Annotated in this window: 19 protein-coding genes; 9 read left to right on the forward strand and 10 right to left on the reverse strand. The window is 38.7% G+C overall.

Features of this window, described 5'->3' with window-relative positions:
* Positions 1 to 4: 4 nt before the first annotated feature.
* Both trhA and JEM65_RS10535 read right to left on the reverse strand, forming a co-directional pair.
* Positions 5 to 631, reverse strand: coding sequence for a PAQR family membrane homeostasis protein TrhA (gene trhA, locus JEM65_RS10530; RefSeq protein ID WP_199599293.1), 627 nt, complete (start codon positions 629 to 631; stop codon positions 5 to 7).
* Positions 631 to 1,308, reverse strand: coding sequence for a DUF4294 domain-containing protein (locus JEM65_RS10535; RefSeq protein ID WP_199599295.1), 678 nt, complete (start codon positions 1,306 to 1,308; stop codon positions 631 to 633). Before JEM65_RS10535 ends, trhA begins: the two co-directional genes overlap by 1 nt.
* A 101-nt stretch (positions 1,309 to 1,409) precedes the next feature.
* Between JEM65_RS10535 and JEM65_RS10540 the strand changes: the two genes are divergently transcribed.
* From JEM65_RS10540 to JEM65_RS10580, 9 genes are all read left to right on the forward strand, one after another.
* On the forward strand, positions 1,410 to 2,501 hold the full coding sequence (locus JEM65_RS10540; protein WP_199599200.1) for a M42 family metallopeptidase: 1,092 nt from the start codon (positions 1,410 to 1,412) through the stop codon (positions 2,499 to 2,501).
* On the forward strand, positions 2,501 to 3,661 hold the full coding sequence (locus JEM65_RS10545; protein WP_199599202.1) for an aminotransferase class V-fold PLP-dependent enzyme: 1,161 nt from the start codon (positions 2,501 to 2,503) through the stop codon (positions 3,659 to 3,661). The genes JEM65_RS10540 and JEM65_RS10545 overlap by 1 nt, the downstream gene beginning before the upstream one ends.
* Positions 3,662 to 4,231 (forward strand): NUDIX hydrolase, encoded by a 570-nt coding sequence (locus tag JEM65_RS10550; protein ID WP_199599204.1) that lies wholly within the window; start codon positions 3,662 to 3,664, stop codon positions 4,229 to 4,231.
* A complete protein-coding gene (locus JEM65_RS10555) occupies positions 4,228 to 4,914 on the forward strand; it encodes a PrsW family intramembrane metalloprotease (RefSeq protein WP_199599206.1) in 687 nt (228 codons plus the stop codon). Before JEM65_RS10550 ends, JEM65_RS10555 begins: the two co-directional genes overlap by 4 nt.
* 53 nt (positions 4,915 to 4,967) lie before the next feature.
* On the forward strand, positions 4,968 to 6,887 hold the full coding sequence (locus JEM65_RS10560) for a DUF294 nucleotidyltransferase-like domain-containing protein (protein WP_199599207.1): 1,920 nt from the start codon (positions 4,968 to 4,970) through the stop codon (positions 6,885 to 6,887).
* Complete coding sequence (locus JEM65_RS10565) at positions 6,884 to 7,555, forward strand: 3'-5' exonuclease (protein WP_199599208.1); 672 nt, start codon at positions 6,884 to 6,886, stop codon at positions 7,553 to 7,555. The genes JEM65_RS10560 and JEM65_RS10565 overlap by 4 nt, the downstream gene beginning before the upstream one ends.
* Positions 7,556 to 7,600: 45 nt before the next feature.
* Positions 7,601 to 8,086: an acetyl-CoA carboxylase biotin carboxyl carrier protein subunit gene (locus tag JEM65_RS10570; RefSeq protein ID WP_199599209.1), complete on the forward strand. Its 486-nt coding sequence runs from the start codon at positions 7,601 to 7,603 to the stop codon at positions 8,084 to 8,086.
* Between the two features lie 132 nt (positions 8,087 to 8,218).
* Entirely contained in the window at positions 8,219 to 9,664 is a 1,446-nt protein-coding gene (gene accC / locus JEM65_RS10575) for an acetyl-CoA carboxylase biotin carboxylase subunit (RefSeq protein WP_199599210.1), read from the forward strand.
* Between the two features lie 126 nt (positions 9,665 to 9,790).
* Positions 9,791 to 11,332, forward strand: a complete 1,542-nt coding sequence (locus tag JEM65_RS10580) for an acyl-CoA carboxylase subunit beta (protein WP_199599211.1) — start codon at positions 9,791 to 9,793, stop codon at positions 11,330 to 11,332.
* A 222-nt stretch (positions 11,333 to 11,554) separates the two neighbouring features.
* On the opposite strand, the gene JEM65_RS10585 is transcribed toward JEM65_RS10580, so the two are convergent.
* The 8 genes from JEM65_RS10585 to JEM65_RS10620 form a co-directional block, all read right to left on the reverse strand.
* Entirely contained in the window at positions 11,555 to 12,349 is a 795-nt protein-coding gene (locus JEM65_RS10585; protein WP_199599213.1) for an NYN domain-containing protein, read from the reverse strand.
* A 177-nt stretch (positions 12,350 to 12,526) separates the two neighbouring features.
* Positions 12,527 to 12,907 (reverse strand): hypothetical protein, encoded by a 381-nt coding sequence (locus JEM65_RS10590; protein ID WP_199599215.1) that lies wholly within the window; start codon positions 12,905 to 12,907, stop codon positions 12,527 to 12,529.
* Entirely contained in the window at positions 12,907 to 13,320 is a 414-nt protein-coding gene (locus JEM65_RS10595) for a GreA/GreB family elongation factor (RefSeq protein ID WP_199599217.1), read from the reverse strand. Before JEM65_RS10595 ends, JEM65_RS10590 begins: the two co-directional genes overlap by 1 nt.
* A 20-nt stretch (positions 13,321 to 13,340) precedes the next feature.
* Positions 13,341 to 14,636 carry a Glu/Leu/Phe/Val family dehydrogenase gene (locus tag JEM65_RS10600; protein ID WP_199599219.1) on the reverse strand — a complete coding sequence of 432 codons (1,296 nt, stop codon included), beginning with the start codon at positions 14,634 to 14,636 and terminating at the stop codon, positions 13,341 to 13,343.
* A 385-nt stretch (positions 14,637 to 15,021) separates the two neighbouring features.
* Positions 15,022 to 16,347: a sigma-54-dependent transcriptional regulator gene (locus tag JEM65_RS10605; RefSeq protein WP_199599220.1), complete on the reverse strand. Its 1,326-nt coding sequence runs from the start codon at positions 16,345 to 16,347 to the stop codon at positions 15,022 to 15,024.
* A 3-nt stretch (positions 16,348 to 16,350) separates the two neighbouring features.
* Positions 16,351 to 17,451, reverse strand: a complete 1,101-nt coding sequence (locus JEM65_RS10610) for a sensor histidine kinase (protein ID WP_199599221.1) — start codon at positions 17,449 to 17,451, stop codon at positions 16,351 to 16,353.
* Positions 17,452 to 17,459: 8 nt separating this feature from the next.
* Positions 17,460 to 19,364 carry an acetate--CoA ligase gene (gene acs, locus JEM65_RS10615; RefSeq protein WP_199599222.1) on the reverse strand — a complete coding sequence of 635 codons (1,905 nt, stop codon included), beginning with the start codon at positions 19,362 to 19,364 and terminating at the stop codon, positions 17,460 to 17,462.
* 270 nt (positions 19,365 to 19,634) lie between these two features.
* Positions 19,635 to 21,005, reverse strand: a complete 1,371-nt coding sequence (locus JEM65_RS10620; RefSeq protein WP_199599223.1) for an alanine/glycine:cation symporter family protein — start codon at positions 21,003 to 21,005, stop codon at positions 19,635 to 19,637.
* Positions 21,006 to 21,094: the final 89 nt, after the last annotated feature.

Consider the following 21,094-nt stretch of genomic DNA (forward strand, 5'->3'; position numbering starts at 1 on the left):
AGGATTACAACACATATAGAAAGATCATAAGGTAGTGGCAAATCGCGCCTCCTAGTACAAACAAATGCCAAATAACATGATTATACGGTATTTTGTGTACAGCATAAAAAATAATACCAATGGTATAGAAGGCACCCCCAGCAATAAACAGACTGACACCGTTAGGACCAATCAATCCCGATAAATTGCTATAATCAAAAATAATCAACCATCCCATAACTAAATAGAGTAAGGTGGACACAATTTCAAATCTTCCGGTAAAAAACAATTTTAGAATCAGTCCAAAACCTGCTATGGCCCAGACACTCCAAAATAACGGCCAGCCTAAACTATTGTTCAACGCAATTAAAGTTACCGGCGTATACGTTCCGGCAATTAATAGATAAATGCTGATGTGGTCAATAATCCTGAAATAGTGTTTGCGTCTTTCGTCAGAAACTGAATGATAAATAGCAGAAGCTGAAAAGAGAACAATAATGGAAATGCCATAAATTATGACACTAAATAAGCTCCAGTCCGTATTGTGCTCTTTAAAACTAACAAGCAAAACTAAGCCTGCAATGCCTAGAAGTGCTCCAAAGCCATGCGTCCAAGCGTTTAGTTTTTCTTCAAAATTAGATTGTATCCGCATCAATTTTTTACAGTTTTGGCAGCCCATTTAGCTTTAAGCTCAAAATAATCAATAGGAAATGCCGATTTTTGACGTTCTAATTGCCCATTTTGAAAAGCGCGCTCCAAAATATCTTCTATCAAATAATCTTCACTGACCGCTAATGGATTAAATTCTTCCTTTAACGATATGTCAAACATTTTAGCTGTACTATTAAACCAAAAAGCACGCCAGCCACTGCGTAGCTCCTTAATTAATTGAAAGGTTGTTTTTCCTGTTTGTCGATGGATCAATTTCACCAAAATCTGCCCTTCAGTACGGGTCAATTTTTTCAATTCAGCCGAAAACTCTTCTTCAATATATTTTTGGATAATTTTCGCATATTTACGCTTCTGACTGTTGCGTTCTAAAGTTTCCAACCGATTGGTCAGCTCTACCAGGCGTTCTGCTGCCAATTTAGCATATGGATATACTTTGATGGTCTTTCGCTTTAAAATCAGATAGCGTATTCTGGCTGCCTTATCATCAAATTTCAATCGGTTCAATACCACTACCGCGTCCAAGTCAATGGTGGCCACGGGTATCGAATCGCCATCAATATAATAATACTCTACTGCGGTAGAATCTTGCTCAACAGGATTTGATTGAGCAAAGAGCAGGACTGGAAAAAATATAAAAATGTAGGTCAATAACTTCATCAGGTACAATAGCGCTAAAATCATTCCAAAATTAAGAATTTACACCTGCAATAACCTTAAAATACTATTAATATTACTAATTTTATAAAAAATAATAACTCATGCCCAATAAGAACATTTTAGACAACAAATCATTAGAATTTTTAGAGAATTATTTAAACAATGCCTCACCGACAGGTTATGAATGGAGCGGCCAAAAATTATGGATGGATTACCTGAAACCTTATGTTGATGAATTTATTACTGACACCTACGGAACCGCTGTGGGCGTTATCAATCCTAAAGCAAAATACAAAGTAGTTATTGAAGGCCACGCTGATGAAATCTCATGGTATGTCAATTATATATCAGACAACGGGCTTATTTATGTGATCAGAAATGGTGGTAGTGACCATCAAATTGCACCAAGTAAGATTGTAAACATCCATACCAAAAACGGCATTGTTAAAGGTGTTTTTGGATGGCCGGCAATACACACCAGAGATAAAACCAAGGAAGAAGCACCTAAACCAGACAATATTACGATAGATGTTGGTGCAAAAAACAAGGAAGAAGTTGAAAAAATGGGTGTCCATGTAGGATGTGTTATTACCTACCCAGACACCTTCCATATTTTGAACAACGATAAATTTGTTTGTCGCGCTATTGATAATCGTATTGGCGGATTTATGATTGCGCAAGTGGCACGTTTACTGCACGAAAATAAAAAGACCTTGCCGTTTGGACTTTACATCACCAACTCCGTTCAGGAAGAAATTGGATTGCGCGGTGCTGAGATGATTGCAGAACGTATCAAACCTAACGTTGCTATTATTACGGACGTGACACATGACACCACCACGCCAATGATCGACAAGAAAAAAGAAGGCCATTTGGAGCTCGGTTTAGGCCCTGTAGTAGCTTACGCGCCTGCCGTTCAACAAAAATTGCGTGACTTAATTACAGAAACGGCAGAACACAAGAAGATCCCATTCCAACGTTCCGCATGTTCAAGAGCTACTGGTACAGATACGGATGCGTTTGCCTATAGCGGCATGGGCGTTGCCAGTGCCTTGATTTCACTACCATTGCGCTATATGCACACTACGGTAGAAATGGTGCATAGAGAGGATGTGGAAAACGTGATTAAACTAATTTACGAAACGTTATTGAATATTAAAGAAAACGATACGTTCAGTTATTTTGAAGACTAATGGACATTTCAAAACAAAAAGATTTATTTGATATCCCTGAGGAAATCTGTTACTTAAACACGGCGAGTTTATCCCCGTCGTTTAGAGCAGTAGAAAAAGCAGGAATTGATGCAGTATTGCAAAAAAGCAGACCATATCTGATACCATCATCTGATTTTTTCGACCCCGTTATAGAGTTAAAGAAAAGGTTCGCTAAACTTATTGAACTAGATGAATATGAACGTATTGCTACAATACCGTCAGCATCTTACGGTATTGCTACGGTAGCCAATAATATCAAATTAAATCCCGGAGATACCATAGTGCTCATGCAGGAGCAATTCCCAAGTAATTATTATTCCTGGAAGAAATTAACCGACACCCATCAAGCCCATTTAAAAATAGTTCAGGCTCCAAAAACCAGAACAAATCGTTGTCGATTATGGAACGAAGCCATTTTGGACGCTATTGATGATAGCACTGCTGTTGTGGCCATGGGTCACATTCATTGGTCTAGTGGCGCTTTATTCGATCTGAAAGCGATTCGAAAAAAAACCCGTCAACACAATGCGCTGTTGATTATTGACGGGAGCCAATCTGTTGGAGCACTCCCCTTCTCAGTTAAGGATATTCAGCCAGATGCCTTGATTTGCGCCGGTTATAAATGGCTTTTTGGACCCTATGGTTGCGCTTATGCCTATTATGGACCGTATTTTGATAACGGTGAACCCTTGGAAGAAAATTGGACCAACCGGTTGGACAGTCATAAATTACCGGACTTAACCCAATACCAAGACACATACAAGCCTTTTGCCAACCGATATGTTATGGGCGAAAGCGGCAGTTTTATTCACGTAAAAATGCAGCTGGAAGCCTTAAAGCAAGTACTATTGTGGACGCCTGAAGCCGTCCAAGCCCACTGTAGGGAACTTTCAGTTAAAGCTGTATTGGAATTAAGAAATTTGGGCTGTTATATTGAAGACGATGCCTATAGAAGTCATCATCTTTTCGGACTCGAATTGCCAGATTCGGTAGACCTCAAAGCGTTTAAAAAAGCATTATCTGATCAGAATATTTTTGTGTCTTTTAGAGGTGCTTATGTACGGTTGTCGTGTCATATATTCAATACAGAGCGTGATTTCCAAAGATTTATAACCTGTTTAAAATCTGTTCTGACTTAAATGGAACCTGAAGAATATATCGCTATCTTAAATATAGACGGCTCTCTTACCGGCAGAACCTGCCTTAAATCTGAAATTCACCAAAAAGGATATTACCACAACACAGCACATGTATGGTACTACAATGCCAATGCTGAAATTCTATTGGCACAACGCGCCGCTTCCAAAATGATTTACCCTTTGCTATGGGATATTTCTGTAGCTGGTCATGTTGATGCAGGCGAAACCATTGCTCAAGCGGCTATCAGGGAAACTCGAGAAGAAATAGGTCTTGAAATTGCAGAACATCAACTTGAAAAAATTGGTGTGTACCCTTGTTTTCAAAGTTATCCTAACGGCATAGTTGATAATGAATTCCACCATACATTTATTGCTAAAATTGAGCGCACTTTAGAGGATCTTACTTTAGATCTTGAAGAAGTAGGACAAGTAAAATTTGTAACGATTCCTGAATTTTTAAATCTTTTGCGAAACACCAAAAACAACAACCATTTTGTGGCGAGCAACACGTCCTATTACCTTGATGTTATCAAAGCCATTGAACACAAAATCGCAAATAAAAAAGCATGACCCTATTACTGCTAGCTATCTCTCCTGTACTCATCATTATCATTTATATATTTATAAAGGACAAATACGAAAAAGAGCCTGCCCGTTTATTGGTATATAATTTCATATTAGGAGCCATTGTAAGCATCATTATTACCACGATGTTATACATGATTATCGACATTCCCTTTAAATTACAAAACCATTCCAGCGTTTTTGAACAATTCATCAAGGCCTTCTTTGTGGTGGGTCTGACAGAAGAATTTAGCAAATATGTGATTGTCCGTTACTACGCTCAACCCCTTAAGGAATACAATGAACCGTTTGATGGTATTGTTTATGCCGTCATGGTTTCCATGGGTTTTGCAGCTACAGAAAATGTGATGTATGTATTGCAAGGTGGCATGGAAGTGGCCATCATCAGAGCATTTACAGCTGTTCCTGCTCATGCTACATTTGCCATATTGATGGGGTATTTTATGGGGAAAGCGAAATTTTCGAAAAATAGGAAGATTTTAAATCTGACAGGCCTCTTTATGGCTACCTTGTTTCACGGCGCTTATGATTTTTTTCTTTTTATAGATTTTATACCAGGCATCTGGATTGGCGCTTTTATCTCCCTATGTATTGGAATTGTCCTAGCCCATAAAGCAATAAAGAATCATCAATTCAATTCTCAATTCAATACTCATAAAAAACGATGAAACAATAAACTTTGATTGGTGTTGGCGATTTTTTTTTGATTAATTTTATCGGAATGAAAAACACTATAGCCGAAAGAATTGCCGATTTCATCAAAAACTTCCCTCCTTTTGACCAACTTTCAAAAGAGGATTTATACGCTGTCGCAAAAGTAGTAACGATTACCTATCTCGAAAAGGATAAAATGGTTTATGCTGTAGGCGACGCGCTGCACGATAAATTCTACATGATCCATAAAGGTGCCATTGCACTCACTAAAGAAATTAACGCTAAGCTGGAAACGGTCGATCGTTTTGATGAAGGTGATGTTTTTGGACTCAGACCACTTTTTGCTAAAGAAAATTATGCCACCAATGCAGTTACTGAAGAAGAAAGCATCCTTTACGGAATTCCCCTAGCCACTTTCAAACCATTAATAACCCATAACAGAGCTGTTGTTGACTTCCTTATAGAAAGCTTCGCTTCCAATACTGAAAACCCCTTTTCAAAAGAAATACATGGCTCTCTATATGACAACCGCTTGGAAGTTTTAGCAAATGATAAAGAACTTTTTGAACTGCAACCAGTCCGCTATATAAAAAAAGTGATTACTGCCAAGGCGAACGCTAAAATCAAGGACATCGCACTACTCATGCAGAAACACCAAATTGGCTCTATAATTTTAGAAGCTGATAATCTTCCTATTGGGATTGTCACTAATGTGGATTTGCGCAACAAGGTTATCACTGGCGAATACACTATTGAAGCTGAAGTAAACCAGATAATGAGTGCTCCGGTTTTGTGCTACCCAAAAGGTGTATCCATTAGCCAGGCACAACTCACAATGATGAAGCACAATATCAGTCATTTATGTGTCACTGCAGATGGTACTCCAAATACAAAAATCATAGGTGTCATTTCACAAAACGACATCAATGTGATGCGGGGCAGCAATCCGACAGTTTTGATGAAAGCCATCAAACGCTCCCAATCTACCAAACAATTGAAGCATATCCGCAAAAAAATAATGGTGCTTCTAAAGGGTTTTGTGCAACAAGATATCCCTTTGACCCAAACTAGTAAAATAATATTCGAACTGAATGATGCCACCATTAAGCGCATTATTGAGCGTTGTATAGTGAAAATGGAAAAACAGCCTCCTGTAAAGTTTGCCTGGATGTCCATGGGAAGTCAAGGACGAAAGGAGCAATTATTGCATACAGATCAAGACAATGCCATCGTATTTGAAAATGTAGAAGCAGATGAGTTGGAAAATGTAAGAGCGTATTTCCTGCTACTTGCAAAAAAAGTTAATAAACGGTTGAACGAAGTGGGCTTTGACTTTTGCCCCGCCGACATCATGGCAAAGAACCCAAAATGGTGCTTAAGTTTGGATGAATGGAAGAATCAGTTTATCCAATGGACATCAAATACGGGCGATGATGAGATCTTACTGTCCTCTATTTTTTTCGACTTCGATGTTACTTTTGGTGATGCCAATCTTACAAATCAACTCTCGGATCACATATTCGAAATCACAAAAAGCAACCACATGTTCTTGTCCAAGCTTGCAGCAAGTGCGCTAAGAAGTGCTTCACCGCTTGGCTTTTTTAGGCGGTTTTTGGTAGAACAAGACGGTGAGTATAAAGATTTTTTCGACATTAAAAAACGTGCCATCATGCCAATTGTTGATGCCGGCAGACTATTTGCGCTTTCCAATCAAATTAAAAACATTAATAACACGGCAGAAAGGTTTGAAAAAATGGCTGAATTATTTCCCGAGAACAAAGAATTGTACCTATCCTGTTCTTACACCTCAAAAGCGCTACTCAAATTCCGCACAAAACATGGCTTGCTCCATAATGATAACGGCCGATTTATTGAATTAGCAGCATTGAATAAAGAAGAGAAAATGAAACTGAAACGGTGCTTTAACACCATAGCACAGATTCAGGAATCCATCAAGCTGAAGTACAATCTAAGTAATTTTAAATGATGGGCTGGAACTTCAATAAAAAGACCTATCCCGAATATTGGGAAGCGTATCTGCATCACTTTGAGAAAAAGGAAAAAAAGACCTTAGATTCTTCGCGGTTTGTCGCTTTGGATTGTGAAACCACTGGGTTTAATTTCTATATTGACAGAATATTATCTATCGGTGCAGTATCTATTTCTAAAAATGAAATTGCAGTTGCTGAATCCTTTGAAATCTATTTGAAACAATCACATTTTAATCCAGATAGCGTGCATATCCACGGTATACTCCAACATGGGATGATAGCGAAATTTTCTGAGGAGGATGCCTTGAAGCAATTTCTGATTTATATTGAAGATGCCGTATTGATTGCCCACCATGCTAGCTTTGACATTAAAATGATCAATGCGGCGTTGAACCGAATGGGCTTACCAAATTTAAAAAATAAAGTTATCGATACGATGAACCTCTATGCCAACACGCGAATCAAATCAAATTTTATTGATAAGAGCGCCCACTACTCACTTGACGACATTGCAGAGGCTTATGCCATCAATTTGATGGATCGGCATACCGCACCCGGTGATGCGCTGATTGCCGCACTCATATTCTTGAAGACGACAGCACTCCTCAAAAAATCAAAATCCTTTAAATTGGAACACTATTTTCTTAAATCAACTAGGTTTTAATATCCCTCATAAAATTCGTAACTTTTCAACCATTAATGACACCCTATGAATAAAGCATACCAAGTGAAGGTTAACGGAGCACTGGAAATATCAGTATCCGATAAGGATATTACATTGTTAGACGCCATCCAAACATCTGATTTAAAATACCATATTCTACATGGTGGAAAATCATACAGTGCTGAAATAATAGACAGCAATTTCGATGAAAAAACATATAAAGTAAAAATTAACAATAACACTTATAACATCAACATAAACAACAGTCTACATCAACTTATTAAAGACTTAGGTTTTGAGATTGGCAGTACTAAAAAAGTAGATAAAATTACCGCCCCTATGCCTGGATTAATTTTGGAGATCAATGTAAACATTGGTGACATAGTTAAAGAAAGCGACCCCTTGTTAATCCTAGAAGCCATGAAAATGGAGAATGTCCTCACCTCTCCGAGAGAAGGCATTATCAAATCTATTGCTGTTGAGAAAGGCGCTGCGGTTGATAAAAACCAATTGTTGGTTGAGTTTGAATAGCAACTTACAACATTGAATACGCAAGAAGTTTTGCCTACTAAAAATAACCTGCAAATGCTCTCATAAATCAAGAGCATTTCAGTTAATTAAAATGAGATTCCCGCTTTCGCGGGAATATAAATACATTTTTAAATGAAAAAAATATTAATTGCAAATCGAGGGGAAATCGCCATTCGTGTGATGAAAACTGCCAAACGCATGGGTATTAAGACGGTTGCGGTTTATTCTACTGCTGATCGGAATTCGCCCCACGTCAGATTTGCAGATGAAGCCGTATTAATCGGCGAAGCGCCTTCCAATCAATCGTATTTGCGAGGTGATAAAATTATAGACGTAGCAAAAAGTTTAAATGTCGATGCGATTCACCCGGGATACGGCTTTTTAAGTGAAAACGCCGATTTTGCTGAGGCTTGTGAAGCCAATAATATCATTTTTATCGGACCAAAATCGAAGGCAATTAGAATTATGGGAAGCAAATTAGCGGCTAAGGACGCTGTTAAGCATTATGACATCCCTATGGTTCCTGGTATTGACCAGGCCATTACGGATGTTGAAAAAGCCAAGGCGATAGCCGATGATATTGGGTATCCTATTTTAATAAAGGCCTCTGCAGGTGGTGGTGGTAAAGGTATGCGTGTGGTGGAAAAAGCCTCAGAACTGGAATCACAAATGAAACGCGCCATTAGTGAAGCAACATCAGCCTTTGGTGACGGTTCCGTATTTATTGAAAAATATGTCAGTTCTCCAAGACATATTGAAATTCAAATTATGGCCGACACACACGGGAATACCATTCACCTCTTTGAACGGGAATGTAGCATTCAGCGTCGTCACCAAAAGGTAGTTGAAGAAGCTCCCTCATCTGTTTTGACGCTTGAATTACGTCATAAAATGGGAGAAGCGGCTATAAAAGTTGCCCAAGCTTGTGACTATGTGGGTGCGGGAACGGTGGAATTTTTGCTGGACGAACGTCTCAACTTCTATTTTTTAGAAATGAACACCCGACTTCAAGTGGAACATCCCGTGACGGAGCTTATAACTAACACCGATTTGGTTGAACTACAAATTCGTGTTGCCAGAGGTGAAGTACTACCGCTGAAACAGGAGGATTTAAAAATTAAGGGTCACGCCATGGAGCTGCGGGTTTATGCTGAAGATCCGCTCAACGATTTCCTTCCTAGTGTTGGTAATCTAGAAGTGTACCGCTTACCGATAGGCGACAATATCCGGGTAGATAACGGCTTTGAGGAAGGTATGGACATTCCTATTTATTATGATCCCATGCTCGCCAAGTTGATTACTTATGGCGCCACCAGAGCTGAAGCCATTGAGGAAATGTTGAATGCTATTAGCAACTATCATATTGAAGGCATTGAAACAACGCTTCCGTTCGGAACTTTTGTTTTTGAACATGAGGCCTTCCGTTCTGGCGATTTTAACACGCATTTTGTAAAAAAATACTTTTCTCCTGAAAATATTAAAGCGCATCGTCAGGAAGAAGCGCATTTGGCGGCATTAATCGCTGTAAGGCAGTATTTGGAAGATCAAAAAGTATTGCGCATCCCGGAAGATAATTAAGATGAGTTCATACTTAGAGTATCAATAAATCAACTAGAAATGTCGTTCTGAGAAACCCAACTAACAATTACAAATAATGAAATGCAGTCCTATTTATAGTGCATTTTTAAGTGAAACTAAAATCATATGGAATCGAAAATAAAAGACCTTAACGAAAAACTTTCCCTCGCTTACCTAGGTGGCGGCCAAGATCGTATTGACAAACAACATGAAAAGAAGAAACTTACGGCAAGGGAGCGTGTGCTTTATTTAATGGACGAAGGTTCTTTTGAGGAGATTGGCGCTTTGGTAACCCATCGTTCCCAGGATTTCGGCATGGCAGAACAGCAATTTTATGGCGATGGGGTGGTCACAGGCTATGGCACTGTACATGGGAAGCTGATCTATGTGTTTGCGCAGGATTTTACGGTTTTTGGCGGATCTTTATCCGAAACTCATGCTGAAAAAATATGCAAGGTGATGGATTTGGCCGTTAAAGTGGGCGCACCCATTATCGGACTGAATGATTCTGGCGGTGCACGGATTCAAGAAGGCGTCAGAAGTTTAGGGGGTTATGCGGACATATTTTACCGTAATGTCCAAGCCTCAGGGGTAATTCCTCAAATTTCCGCCATCATGGGGCCATGTGCCGGTGGTGCGGTTTACAGTCCGGCAATGACTGATTTTACGATCATGGTACAAGACACCAGTTATATGTTTGTTACGGGTCCAAATGTAGTCAAAACAGTAACCAATGAGACTGTGACATCAGAAGCGTTGGGAGGCGCCAGTACGCACTCCACAAAATCAGGAGTTGCCCATATCACCTCTTCAAATGATATTGAATGTTTGGAAGATATTAAAAAACTCATCAGCTACTTGCCTCAAAACAATACCCAAACCACTCCTCTTTTACCTTATGAATTAAAGGATGAAGTTCGAGACGTGCTTTCAGACATCATTCCTGACAATGCCAACAAGCCCTATGATATGCATAGCGTGATCAATGGCATTATTGATACAGATTCTTTTTACGAGATTCATAAAGACTACGCAGAAAACATTATTGTAGGATTTGCGAGATTGGGTGGCAGAAGCATCGGCATTGTTGCCAATCAGCCGATGTATCTAGCGGGTGTGTTGGATGTCAACAGTTCCAAAAAGGCAGCACGCTTCGTGCGTTTCTGTGATTGTTTCAACATTCCATTACTCGTTTTAGAAGATGTTCCGGGCTTTTTACCAGGTACAGACCAAGAGTGGCGCGGGATTATTGTTCATGGTGCTAAGTTGCTCTATGCCTTAAGTGAAGCTACGGTTCCTAGGGTGACTGTCATTACAAGAAAAGCGTATGGCGGTGCTTATGATGTTATGAATTCGAAACACATTGGTGCTGATATGAATTTTGCTTGGCCAAGTGCAGAGATTGCCGTAATGGGCGCTAAAGGTGCGGCAGAAATCATCTTTAAAAAGGAAATCAACCGAGCCGAAGATAAGGACGCAAAATTAAAAGAAAAAGAAGCGGAATACGCGCGTCTTTTTGCCAATCCGTATAGTGCTGCAGAACGCGGCTTTATTGATGAAGTCATAATCCCTAAAGATACACGGCGCAAATTGATAAAAGCCTTTGCAATGTTGAAAGACAAGAAGGTAGAAGTTCCAAAACGTAAACATGGAAATATTCCATTATAATCTTTAACTAAACATTATTGTCCGATAAAGAATTAAGATCCTGCCTCGCCGGCAGGCAGGCGCTGCGCTTCTAGTCCCGATAGCTATCGGGAAAAGAACAAAGACTTGATTGTAACTGACTGATAAACAGTAGTTATTCTAAATTAAATTTGACCAATCACTCTAAGTCAAATTGGTTTCAAAAACAAGGTGTCATTTTTTAAATTTCACTCAACTCTATATTTAGGTTTTTGAGATCAATTTCTTTTTATTGCGGGGCTGTTTCTTGGGTTTCGCTTGTGCTTCTTTAATGCGCACATAAATCAGCTTGAAGTGCCCTTTGGAGTCCTCACGGCGATCAATCTCAAATTCTTTTAGGGACTTGATTAAAGGTGTTAATTTTTGGAACCCGTAATTACGAGAGTCAAAGTTAGGCTGTTTTTTTTGCATCAATCCGCCAACATCTCCCAAAAACGCCCATCCATCTTCATCAGCCACATCATCAATTGTAGCGGCAATAAACTTTATCTCTTTTTGAGTGATTTTATCGACATTACTTTTTGAGGTCTTTGATTCTTCAGTAGAAACAACTTCTTCATCTATACTCTGATTTTTTAGAATTTCAATATAGATAAATTTATCGCAGGCCACGATAAAAGGATTTGGTGTTTTCTTTTCACCAATACCGTATACTTTCATCCCAGCTTCGCGCAACCGCGTTGCCAATCTCGTAAAATCACTATCACTGGATACAATACAAAAACCATCTACTTTTGCTGTATAAAGAATGTCCATCGCATCAATAATCATGGCAGAATCTGTCGCGTTTTTACCCACCGTATACCCATATTGTTGAATTGGCGTAATGGCATTTTCCAAAAGCAAGTTCTTCCATTTTGAAAGGTGCGGCTTGGTCCAATCTCCGTAAATACGCTTGATGGTAGGATTACCGTATTTGGCAATTTCCTCCATCATTTCTTTTACATAGGCTGAAGGGATGTTATCCCCATCAATTAGTACTGCAAGTTTGATATCCATTTGGTGATGTTGTAATTGTTTAAAAAAAGTTGTTTTAAAAAGTTAAAGATACTATTTAAATAGGAAATTCGGCATGCAACTTGATTTTAAGAGGGTATTAAAAAAATGAAACCATAGCCAACTTGACTATGGTTTCTTGCTCAACCAAATATTATAGCATTCAACTAATAAGAAAAACTAAACGAGCAATTTTTGATAAACGCTATCTTTTATAGCTTGGTTTTGGGTTACACACGCCACATATTTTTCAAATATATAGTCATGTTTTTGCAAGTAAAATAGATCACACTCCATTTCATCGCACTCCCTCACATTATTATTGAACAAGTTTCTATAGGTGTAAAATTCATTCAACAGATTAATATTCTCATTAATATCGTCCAACAAGGCATCACGCAACTCTTTATCTCCAATTCTGTGGGACACTATTTTTGCCAGTTGGTCCGCTTCAGTATTCATAGCGTCCAAATGGGATATCCAGGTATGAAGCTCCCGATGCATATGTCTTTTTACGATTTCATCATCTGTTTCATGACCGTAATTAACTAAAGGTTCCATTACGCAATATTTAATTTTTTTATATTATTTTGTTTGACATCCAAAATAGTTATGTCTTTGTCTCCTCCTGGAAAGGTCCAGCTAATACTATCATTTTTGGCATATCCCATAACCGCTGCTCCCATTGGCAATAACAACGAAATTTTCTTTTGAGCATTGTTGCTTTCAGCGGGCAACACGACTTGGAATGTATATGACCAGCCATCATTGGTAGCTATTGTAATTTCTGAATTGATTCTTACAACATCATCAGGCATTTTATCATCATCCAAAATTTCAGCACTTTCCATTTCTTTAGCGAACTTGGTCAGTGAGACCTTTTGGGTGGAGTCTTTATAATCATTAGTGAGCGTCAACAATCGTTTTATCATCACATACTCTTTCTTTTCTAATATCAAATTACCGTACTTCATATTTACATATTTATTAATAATTAAGGAAAAATACCACGTTGTATATACGCTCTTTCAATACGCTCTATCGCAATTATATACGCCGTTGAGCGCATATCAAGATTTTTTATTTGAGAGGTTTCGTATACTTTTTTAAACACCTCTTTTATTCTTTTGTCTAGTTTAACCATGATCTCATCAAGACCCCATAATTCGCCATTACGGTTTTGTAGCCATTCAAAATAACTACCTACCACGCCGCCTGAATTACAAAGAATATCAGGAATGACCTCAATGCCTCGTTCTTTCAAAATCTTTTCGGCTTCTACTGTGGTTGGGCCGTTGGCTCCCTCAGCAATTAAAAACGCCTTTATTTGATACGCTCGATCTTCTGTTATTTGGTTGCCCAATGCTGCCGGAATACAGATATCACAATCTAAGGCAAAAAACCTGTCATTATCGATAATATCCGACTCTGGAAACCCTACAATACTGCCGTCGTTGGCCTCTGTATAGTTAAATAGAGACTCCACTTCCAACCCCTTAGGATTGACTATGGTTCCAAAAGCATCTTGGACGCCTACCAATTTTGCGCCTACTTCCTGCAAAAAGTGAGATGTCCAATACCCAACATTTCCAAACCCCTGTACAATAAAAGTTTTATCCTTCAGGTCAATATGTTTATATTCCGCCCAATATTTAATGGTCAAAAACACGCCAAACCCTGTTGCTCTATCTCTTCCTTCAAGACCTCCAGATCCTACTGGTTTTCCCGTAACCACATGCTGATTTTTAGAGCGCTCAGATGGTGTTTTCGTTGACATATAAGTGTCAGCAATCCATGCCATGGTTTGCGCATTGGTATTAACATCTGGTGCCGGAATATCGTGTTCCGGACCAATATTGTCTCCTAAAGCATAGGCAAAACGTCTTGTAATACGCTCCAACTCTGACAGGGAATATTTTTGTGGATCCATTTGAATGCCTCCTTTAGCACCGCCATAAGGCAATCCTGCTAAAGATGTTTTCCAAGTCATCCACATAGCCAATGCTTTTACAGCATCAATGTCAATAGTGGGATGGTAACGCAACCCGCCTTTGTACGGACCAAGTGCGTTATTATGTTGCACACGATAGCCTTTGAAAATTTCAATTTCACCGTTGTCCATACGTACCGGAAAATGAATGATAAGTTCATTATTGGTAACGGACAAGATTTTCTTGATGTTGGGATTTAAATTCATTAGTTCAGAGGCCGTGTTGAATTGCTTCATCACATTCTCAAGCATACCTTGCTTTGGAACTTGTTTCTGTTTTGTTTCTTTTGTTAAAGCCATTTATTTATATTTATATGAAAACCTCCTCTTTACCGCCAGAGGCAGATAAATTGTTGGCCTGTTTCATTATATTCTCTTGAAAAGATTGATCATGATCACCCGATACCTCATACTCACTGCAAGACCAGATAAAACCTTTATCACTTGTTAAACAGCAATAGGCAAGATGCTCACACGATGCACATAAACTATTTTCCGGACCATCCATAACGTCATATTTAAAGCATAGCATACAAAAGCAATAGCTATGCCGTTAAATCATAAACCTATGTAATTTACGTTAATTAATTGAAATTCAGTAATTTAGGATAAAATTTACTAAAATTAAAAAAACAAGAGCGGTTCAATTTTACCCACTGGGGAATTGTTACTCACATAAAAATGTTTATTTGATTTTATCGCGTAAGGTTTTACGATCAATTTGAAGAATTTGTGCAGCTTTGGTTTTATTATTGTCTACCGCTTCTAACACCTTAAGAATGTGTTGTTTTTCTACTTCTTTCAGTGATAATAAAACATCTTCTTTGGGGAAGTCGATCTGGAATTTTAGATATTTAGGTAAATTTTCAATCTCCACTTGTTTGTCGCACATAATTACAGCGCGCTGAATACTATTTTCCAGCTCTCTAATATTTCCTGGCCAATCATAGCGTTCTAACGCTAATAGTGCCTCTTCAGATATGTTAACAATGCGGTCCTTATACTCTACCCCATATTTAAACAGAAATTTATTTACTAAGAGTGGAATATCTGATTTTCGATCTCTTAAAGGTGGCACATCAATTTGGACAACCGTAAGACGGTAATACAAATCTTCCCTGAAATGACCATTTTTAATTAGCTCTTTTAAATCAACATTAGTCGCTGCAATAACTCTGACATCAATCTTTTCCACTTTTTGGGAGCCGACTCTCATAATCTCCTTTTCTTGCAGCACTCTCAGCAAACTCAATTGTGTACCCATGGAAGCGTTTCCTATTTCATCTAAAAAAAGGGTCCCTTTATTGGCCGCCTGAAAAAACCCACTCCGATTGTCGTTGGCACCAGTAAAAGCACCTTTGGTGTAGCCAAACAATTCCGCTTCCAAAAGATTTTCCGGTATTGCACCGCAGTTGACTGCTACAAATGGCGCTGCCGCAAATTTACCCTTATAATGGATGGCACGGGCCACCAATTCCTTTCCGGTGCCACTTTCTCCTTTTATAAATACTGTTGCTTTATTGTCCTTTACCCTGTCAATAATATTCGACACATTTTTAAAAGCTTCTGATTGCCCTATAAGCTCGCCAAAAACAGGATTCCGCAGCGTTGATTTGCGGGTTTCAGAATGAGCCCTAGGCCGCAATGCTATGGACTTTTCCACAGCATTCTTAAGTTCTTCTTTGGTAAATGGTTTGGTCAAATAATCCATAACCCCAGACTTCATTGCTCTTAAGGCACCATCTATGGAAGGAAACCCCGTTACCGCCAATTTTGGAATTTCAGGAAAATGCTCAGACACATATTTAACCAACTGTAGCCCATCCACACCTGGCATCTGAAGATCCGTTATTAAAAGATCAATAGTTTGATCCTGTAAAATAACAATGGCTTCTTTTACGGAAATCGCTTTATAGGTATGATAATTTAAGGACTTGAGGTGTCTTTGGATGAGTTCCAAAATATGGACATCATCATCCACAATCAATATATTCTCCTTTTCCAACAGCATCAGTTATATTTTTGGAAATGTCAGTGTAAACAGTGCTCCTTTTGGTTTATTAAAACTGTGTTTTATAGTTCCTCTATGGCTTTTCATAATACCATGAACCACACTCAATCCTAAGCCGGAACCTTCACCCACTGGTTTTGTAGTATAAAATGGGTTAAAAATAAATTCAGAAATTTCTCTTGGAATGCCCTTACCTTCATCACTGATATTCAGGACAAGTTCTTTTGGCTGATTGCTGACGTCCACTATAATATGGCCGTTTTTGGGCGAAAAATAAATGGCATTGATGACCAAATTAAAAACAACCTGAGTCAATTGGATGGCATCAACTCTTAAGGTAATGTCCTCTTCACTAAACTGCAAGTGACATTCAATGCTTTTTTTACTAAAGTTAGGTTTTAAAAGATTAATAGCCTCTGTGATGATGGGGTTAATGTTGACAAGTTCCATGTGGTGCGGCATTTCGCACGAAAAAAACATCAGCTTTTTGACTACTTCCCTCGAAAAAATTGCACTGTTCATAATTTTATCCAAATCCTGTAGCGCGTCTTTATCTTTAGCAAACCGCTCTTTTAATAATTCAGAAAATCCTAAAATATTCGCTAATGGCGTATTTAGTTCGTGTGCAATTCCTGCGGTAATTTCGCCTAAAATCGCCAATCTATCGGAGCGGGCCATTTGGCGCTTGGTCAGTTCTTCTTTATCGATAATTTGCTTGCGTTCAATGAGATTTCCAATTTCTGAGGCCAATGTTTTTAGTAGTTGCTTCTCTTCTTCCAAGAAAACATTCTCATTAAACTTAGATTTCGGGTATCCTATTTTGATGGAACCATAAGGCAAATTAAACACTTTTATGGCCGATAAAATAAATACTTGGTCTTGCAACCGCTGACCGGCATGCACGAGCTCATTGCCCAATTTCATTTCTACAAAAGCTTCTTCCGTATAAAGAATGGCCGCCTTCAGACTGGCGGCAATCGCTTTAAATGTAGGTTCTAGATCGTACAGGTTACAATTGGCAATATAGGAACTGACATTGTAAAGACAGGTCAGTTCCTTAATGCGTTCTTTTAGTTGATCTTCGGTTGTAACAAGCGCTCCCATTTTGACGTTTAAATCCTATGATCTATAATTTCTTGTACAACTTCCGGGTTCAACAAAGTACTTGTATCCCCCAAGTTGGTCATGTCATTTTCTGCAATTTTTCTCAAAATACGGCGCATAATTTTTCCACTTCTGGTTTTTGGCAGAGCTTCCGTAAACTGTATTTTATCGAGTTTAGCAATCGGTCCAATACGTTCTGATATCAACTGATTAATTTCCTTACGTAAATTATCATGAACTCTGCTTTCTCCTGTTTCTTTTAAAGACACATACCCATAAAGCGCGTTCCCTTTAATCTCATGAGGGAACCCCACAATGGCGCTCTCAGCTACTGCTGGATGCTCATTGATCGCATCTTCCAAAGGTCCTGTTCCTAAGTTATGTCCTGAGACAATCACCACATCATCTACCCTTCCTGTAATCCGATAATACCCAACTTCATCCCTCAAAGCACCATCACCTGTAAAGTACATATTATCATAAGTGGAGAAATACGTTTCTTTATAACGTTGGTGGTTATTCCAAATAGTACGTGCCATCCCTGGCCACGGAAATTTGATACACAAGCTACCTTCTACTTGGTTTCCAATCAGTTCATCACCAGTTTCACCTACCAAAGCGGGTTGCACACCCAAAAATGGCAAGGTTGCATAAGTTGGTTTTGTTGGTGTTACATAGGGTAAAGGCGTAATCATGATGCCTCCTGTTTCTGTTTGCCACCACGTGTCAACAATTGGGTTTTTACCTTTGCCGATAATGTCATTATACCAATGCCAGGCTTCCTCATTAATAGGTTCTCCTACGGAGCCCAATACTTTAATTGAGGACAAATCTACATTCTCAGCAAAGGAAAGGTTTTGTTTTGCTAAGGCGCGAATTGCTGTAGGCGCCGTATAGAATTGATTGACTTTATGTTTTTCCACAATTTTCCAAAATCGTCCAAAATCTGGATAATGCGGCACACCCTCAAACATTAACGTGGTTGCTCCATTTGCCAAAGGCCCATAAACAATATAACTATGACCGGTAATCCAACCAATATCTGCAGTACACCAATACACATCCTTTTCTTTATATTGGAACACATTTTTAAAGGTGTAGGCGGTATACACCATATAGCCAGCAGTAGTATGTACCATCCCTTTTGGTTTGCCTGTAGAACCTGAAGTATATAAAATAAATAACGGATCTTCCGCATCCATAACTTCTGCTTCAAAAACAGCAGATGCTTCATCCATTAAGGGTTGCAACCAAATATCGCGATTTTCAACCATGGTAATCTCAGAATCCGTACGTTTTACCACCAATACTTTATCGACCTCACACTCTTGAAGTGCCTCATCTACAATGCCTTTTAAATCGATGCTTTTGTTGCCTCTGTAAGATCCATCTGCGGTGATGACCAGTTTACAATCACTATCAATGATACGGGTTGAAAGTGCTTTAGATGAAAATCCTGCAAACACAACGTTGTGTATGGCACCAATCCTGGCACAAGCCAATAAGGTTACGGCCAGTTCAGGAATCATAGGCAAATACACGCATATCCGATCTCCTTTTTTTACGCCTTGATCTTTTAGAACATTCGCCATTTTACAAACACGCTCATAAAGCTGTTTATAGGTGATGTGCTGCGCTTCTTCATCAGGGTTATTCGCTTCAAAAATAATGGCTGTTTTATTGCCACGATTGAGCAAATGTCTGTCCAAACAGTTTTCCGTAATATTCAGCTTGGCACCTTCAAACCATTTAATTTCTGGCGTATTAAAATTCCAGCTGAGCACCTTGTCCCATTTTTTTCGCCACAAGAAATGTTCTTCCGCTATTTCTTCCCAAAAATTTTCAGGCTCGCGTACTGACTTTCTATAGACTTGGTAATACTCTTCGAGGTTTTTAATGCTGTAATTACTCATATATAAATGTTCTTTTTGTTAGTGTTTCTAATTAATTGTTGCTGCTGTTGTCTGTTAATGAACAACAGATCGTTCTTTCAAAAATATCAATTAATTTTTAAAATAGTATAAAGCTGTCCATTACTTGAGTAAATTCCTATGTTAAACCAAATAAACCCAATTTAAAATGTTCCCAATCTGAAAAAATAGACGATGCCACAATCCATATAAGGATTACAACACTAATTTTGATATATTGCTTTTGGTTGAATTTAGTTTTTAATCCTGTTTTTATAAATTCATCCTTTTGGCATAAGCCTTCATTTCTTTGATCACCTTTGGCGCCAAAATAATTGTAGCAGTCATGGTTGGAATCGCCATCAATGCAAAAGTGCCATCAATTAGGTTAAGCATCATACTCAACGGTGTTATTGCCCCCAAAATGATACTGGCAATATAGAAATAATTGTAATAATGCTTGTTGTGTGCTCCAAATAAAAAGGACATGCATTTTGTACCATAATACGAATAGGTAAATAAGGACGAAATACTAAATGTTGCAATACATATCAATAGCAAATAATTACCATACTCAGGAATGGCATCATTAAATGCAGCCGCAGTTAAACTCACGCCGTTGGCCTCACTAGTTTGCCACACCCCAGTAACTAATATTGCAAGTGCAGTTAATGTACACACTACCAACGTATCAATGGCGGGTCCTAACATGGCTACTAAGCCCTCACGAACCGGCTCATTTGTTTTTGAAGCTCCGTGGGCCATTGGTGCCGTACCAATCCCGGCTTCGTTAGAAAATGCGCCACGCCTTACGCCCAATAATATCAAGCCGCCCACAACTCCGCCTAAAAACGAGTCGCCGTTAAAGTAATTTCCAGCAAATGCATCTGTAAACATCAAGACTAAATAACGAGGCACTTCTTCAATATAAACCCCCAAAATGATTAAGACCAAAACGAAATAAAGCAATACCATACTTGGCACCAACTTTGAAGCAGTTTTACTGATTCGGTCCAATCCTCCTAAAATGACCACTGCGGTGATGGCCACAAGAATCACTCCTATTATAATATTGGAGGTGGTGCTTACTTCGACGCCATTCGGTTCTAATAAAATAAAATTGATAGCCTGTTTTAATTGATTGACGTTAAATACTGGCAACGCGCCTATAAGTCCGCAAATACTAAAAAATACCGCCAAAGGCTTCCAAGATTTGCCCAAGCCTTCCATAATAAAATACATAGGTCCCCCTTGGATATCACCGTTGCTGTCTTTACCTCTATACATAATAGCCAACGTACACGTAAAGAATTTTGTAGACATGCCAATTATTGCGCTCATCCACATCCAAAACATAGCTCCAGGACCACCAATGTGTATGGCTACAGCCACACCGGCAATATTCCCCATGCCAATAGTAGATGCCAATGCTGTTGAAAGTGCCTGAAAATGTGTGATTTCTCCAGGCGCATTAGGATCATCATACTTGCCCCTTAGGACATTTAATGCGTGAAAAAAATAACGGAAAGGCAAAAATTGAGAGCGTACCAATAAGTACAATCCGCCGCCAATTAATAATATCAATAAGGGTAAACCCCACGCGTAATCAGCATAGGTTTGAAAGATTGAATCTAAAGTCTTCATTTGTGAAATTTGGTTAGCGATTTTAAAGATATAGTTTTCGGTTTAGAAATTTTAAGAATGTCTTAGAAATAATCTCGATTACACTGAAA

The organism is Gelidibacter salicanalis (assembly GCF_016469035.1).
GTDB classification, from domain to species: Bacteria; Bacteroidota; Bacteroidia; order Flavobacteriales; family Flavobacteriaceae; genus Gelidibacter; species Gelidibacter salicanalis_A.

Bases quoted from the DNA above. Each gene is read 5' to 3' on its own strand.
- trhA (WP_199599293.1), bottom strand. From the start codon at position 631: ATGCGGATACAATCTAATTTTGAAGAAAAACTAAACGCTTGGACGCAT.
- JEM65_RS10535 (WP_199599295.1), bottom strand. From the start codon at position 1,308: ATGAAGTTATTGACCTACATTTTTATATTTTTTCCAGTCCTGCTCTTT.
- JEM65_RS10540 (WP_199599200.1), top strand. From the start codon at position 1,410: ATGCCCAATAAGAACATTTTAGACAACAAATCATTAGAATTTTTAGAG.
- JEM65_RS10545 (WP_199599202.1), top strand. From the start codon at position 2,501: ATGGACATTTCAAAACAAAAAGATTTATTTGATATCCCTGAGGAAATC.
- JEM65_RS10550 (WP_199599204.1), top strand. From the start codon at position 3,662: ATGGAACCTGAAGAATATATCGCTATCTTAAATATAGACGGCTCTCTT.
- JEM65_RS10555 (WP_199599206.1), top strand. From the start codon at position 4,228: ATGACCCTATTACTGCTAGCTATCTCTCCTGTACTCATCATTATCATT.
- JEM65_RS10560 (WP_199599207.1), top strand. From the start codon at position 4,968: ATGAAAAACACTATAGCCGAAAGAATTGCCGATTTCATCAAAAACTTC.
- JEM65_RS10565 (WP_199599208.1), top strand. From the start codon at position 6,884: ATGATGGGCTGGAACTTCAATAAAAAGACCTATCCCGAATATTGGGAA.
- JEM65_RS10570 (WP_199599209.1), top strand. From the start codon at position 7,601: ATGAATAAAGCATACCAAGTGAAGGTTAACGGAGCACTGGAAATATCA.
- accC (WP_199599210.1), top strand. From the start codon at position 8,219: ATGAAAAAAATATTAATTGCAAATCGAGGGGAAATCGCCATTCGTGTG.
- JEM65_RS10580 (WP_199599211.1), top strand. From the start codon at position 9,791: ATGGAATCGAAAATAAAAGACCTTAACGAAAAACTTTCCCTCGCTTAC.
- JEM65_RS10585 (WP_199599213.1), bottom strand. From the start codon at position 12,349: ATGGATATCAAACTTGCAGTACTAATTGATGGGGATAACATCCCTTCA.
- JEM65_RS10590 (WP_199599215.1), bottom strand. From the start codon at position 12,907: ATGGAACCTTTAGTTAATTACGGTCATGAAACAGATGATGAAATCGTA.
- JEM65_RS10595 (WP_199599217.1), bottom strand. From the start codon at position 13,320: ATGAAGTACGGTAATTTGATATTAGAAAAGAAAGAGTATGTGATGATA.
- JEM65_RS10600 (WP_199599219.1), bottom strand. From the start codon at position 14,636: ATGGCTTTAACAAAAGAAACAAAACAGAAACAAGTTCCAAAGCAAGGT.
- JEM65_RS10605 (WP_199599220.1), bottom strand. From the start codon at position 16,347: ATGCTGTTGGAAAAGGAGAATATATTGATTGTGGATGATGATGTCCAT.
- JEM65_RS10610 (WP_199599221.1), bottom strand. From the start codon at position 17,451: ATGGGAGCGCTTGTTACAACCGAAGATCAACTAAAAGAACGCATTAAG.
- acs (WP_199599222.1), bottom strand. From the start codon at position 19,364: ATGAGTAATTACAGCATTAAAAACCTCGAAGAGTATTACCAAGTCTAT.
- JEM65_RS10620 (WP_199599223.1), bottom strand. From the start codon at position 21,005: ATGAAGACTTTAGATTCAATCTTTCAAACCTATGCTGATTACGCGTGG.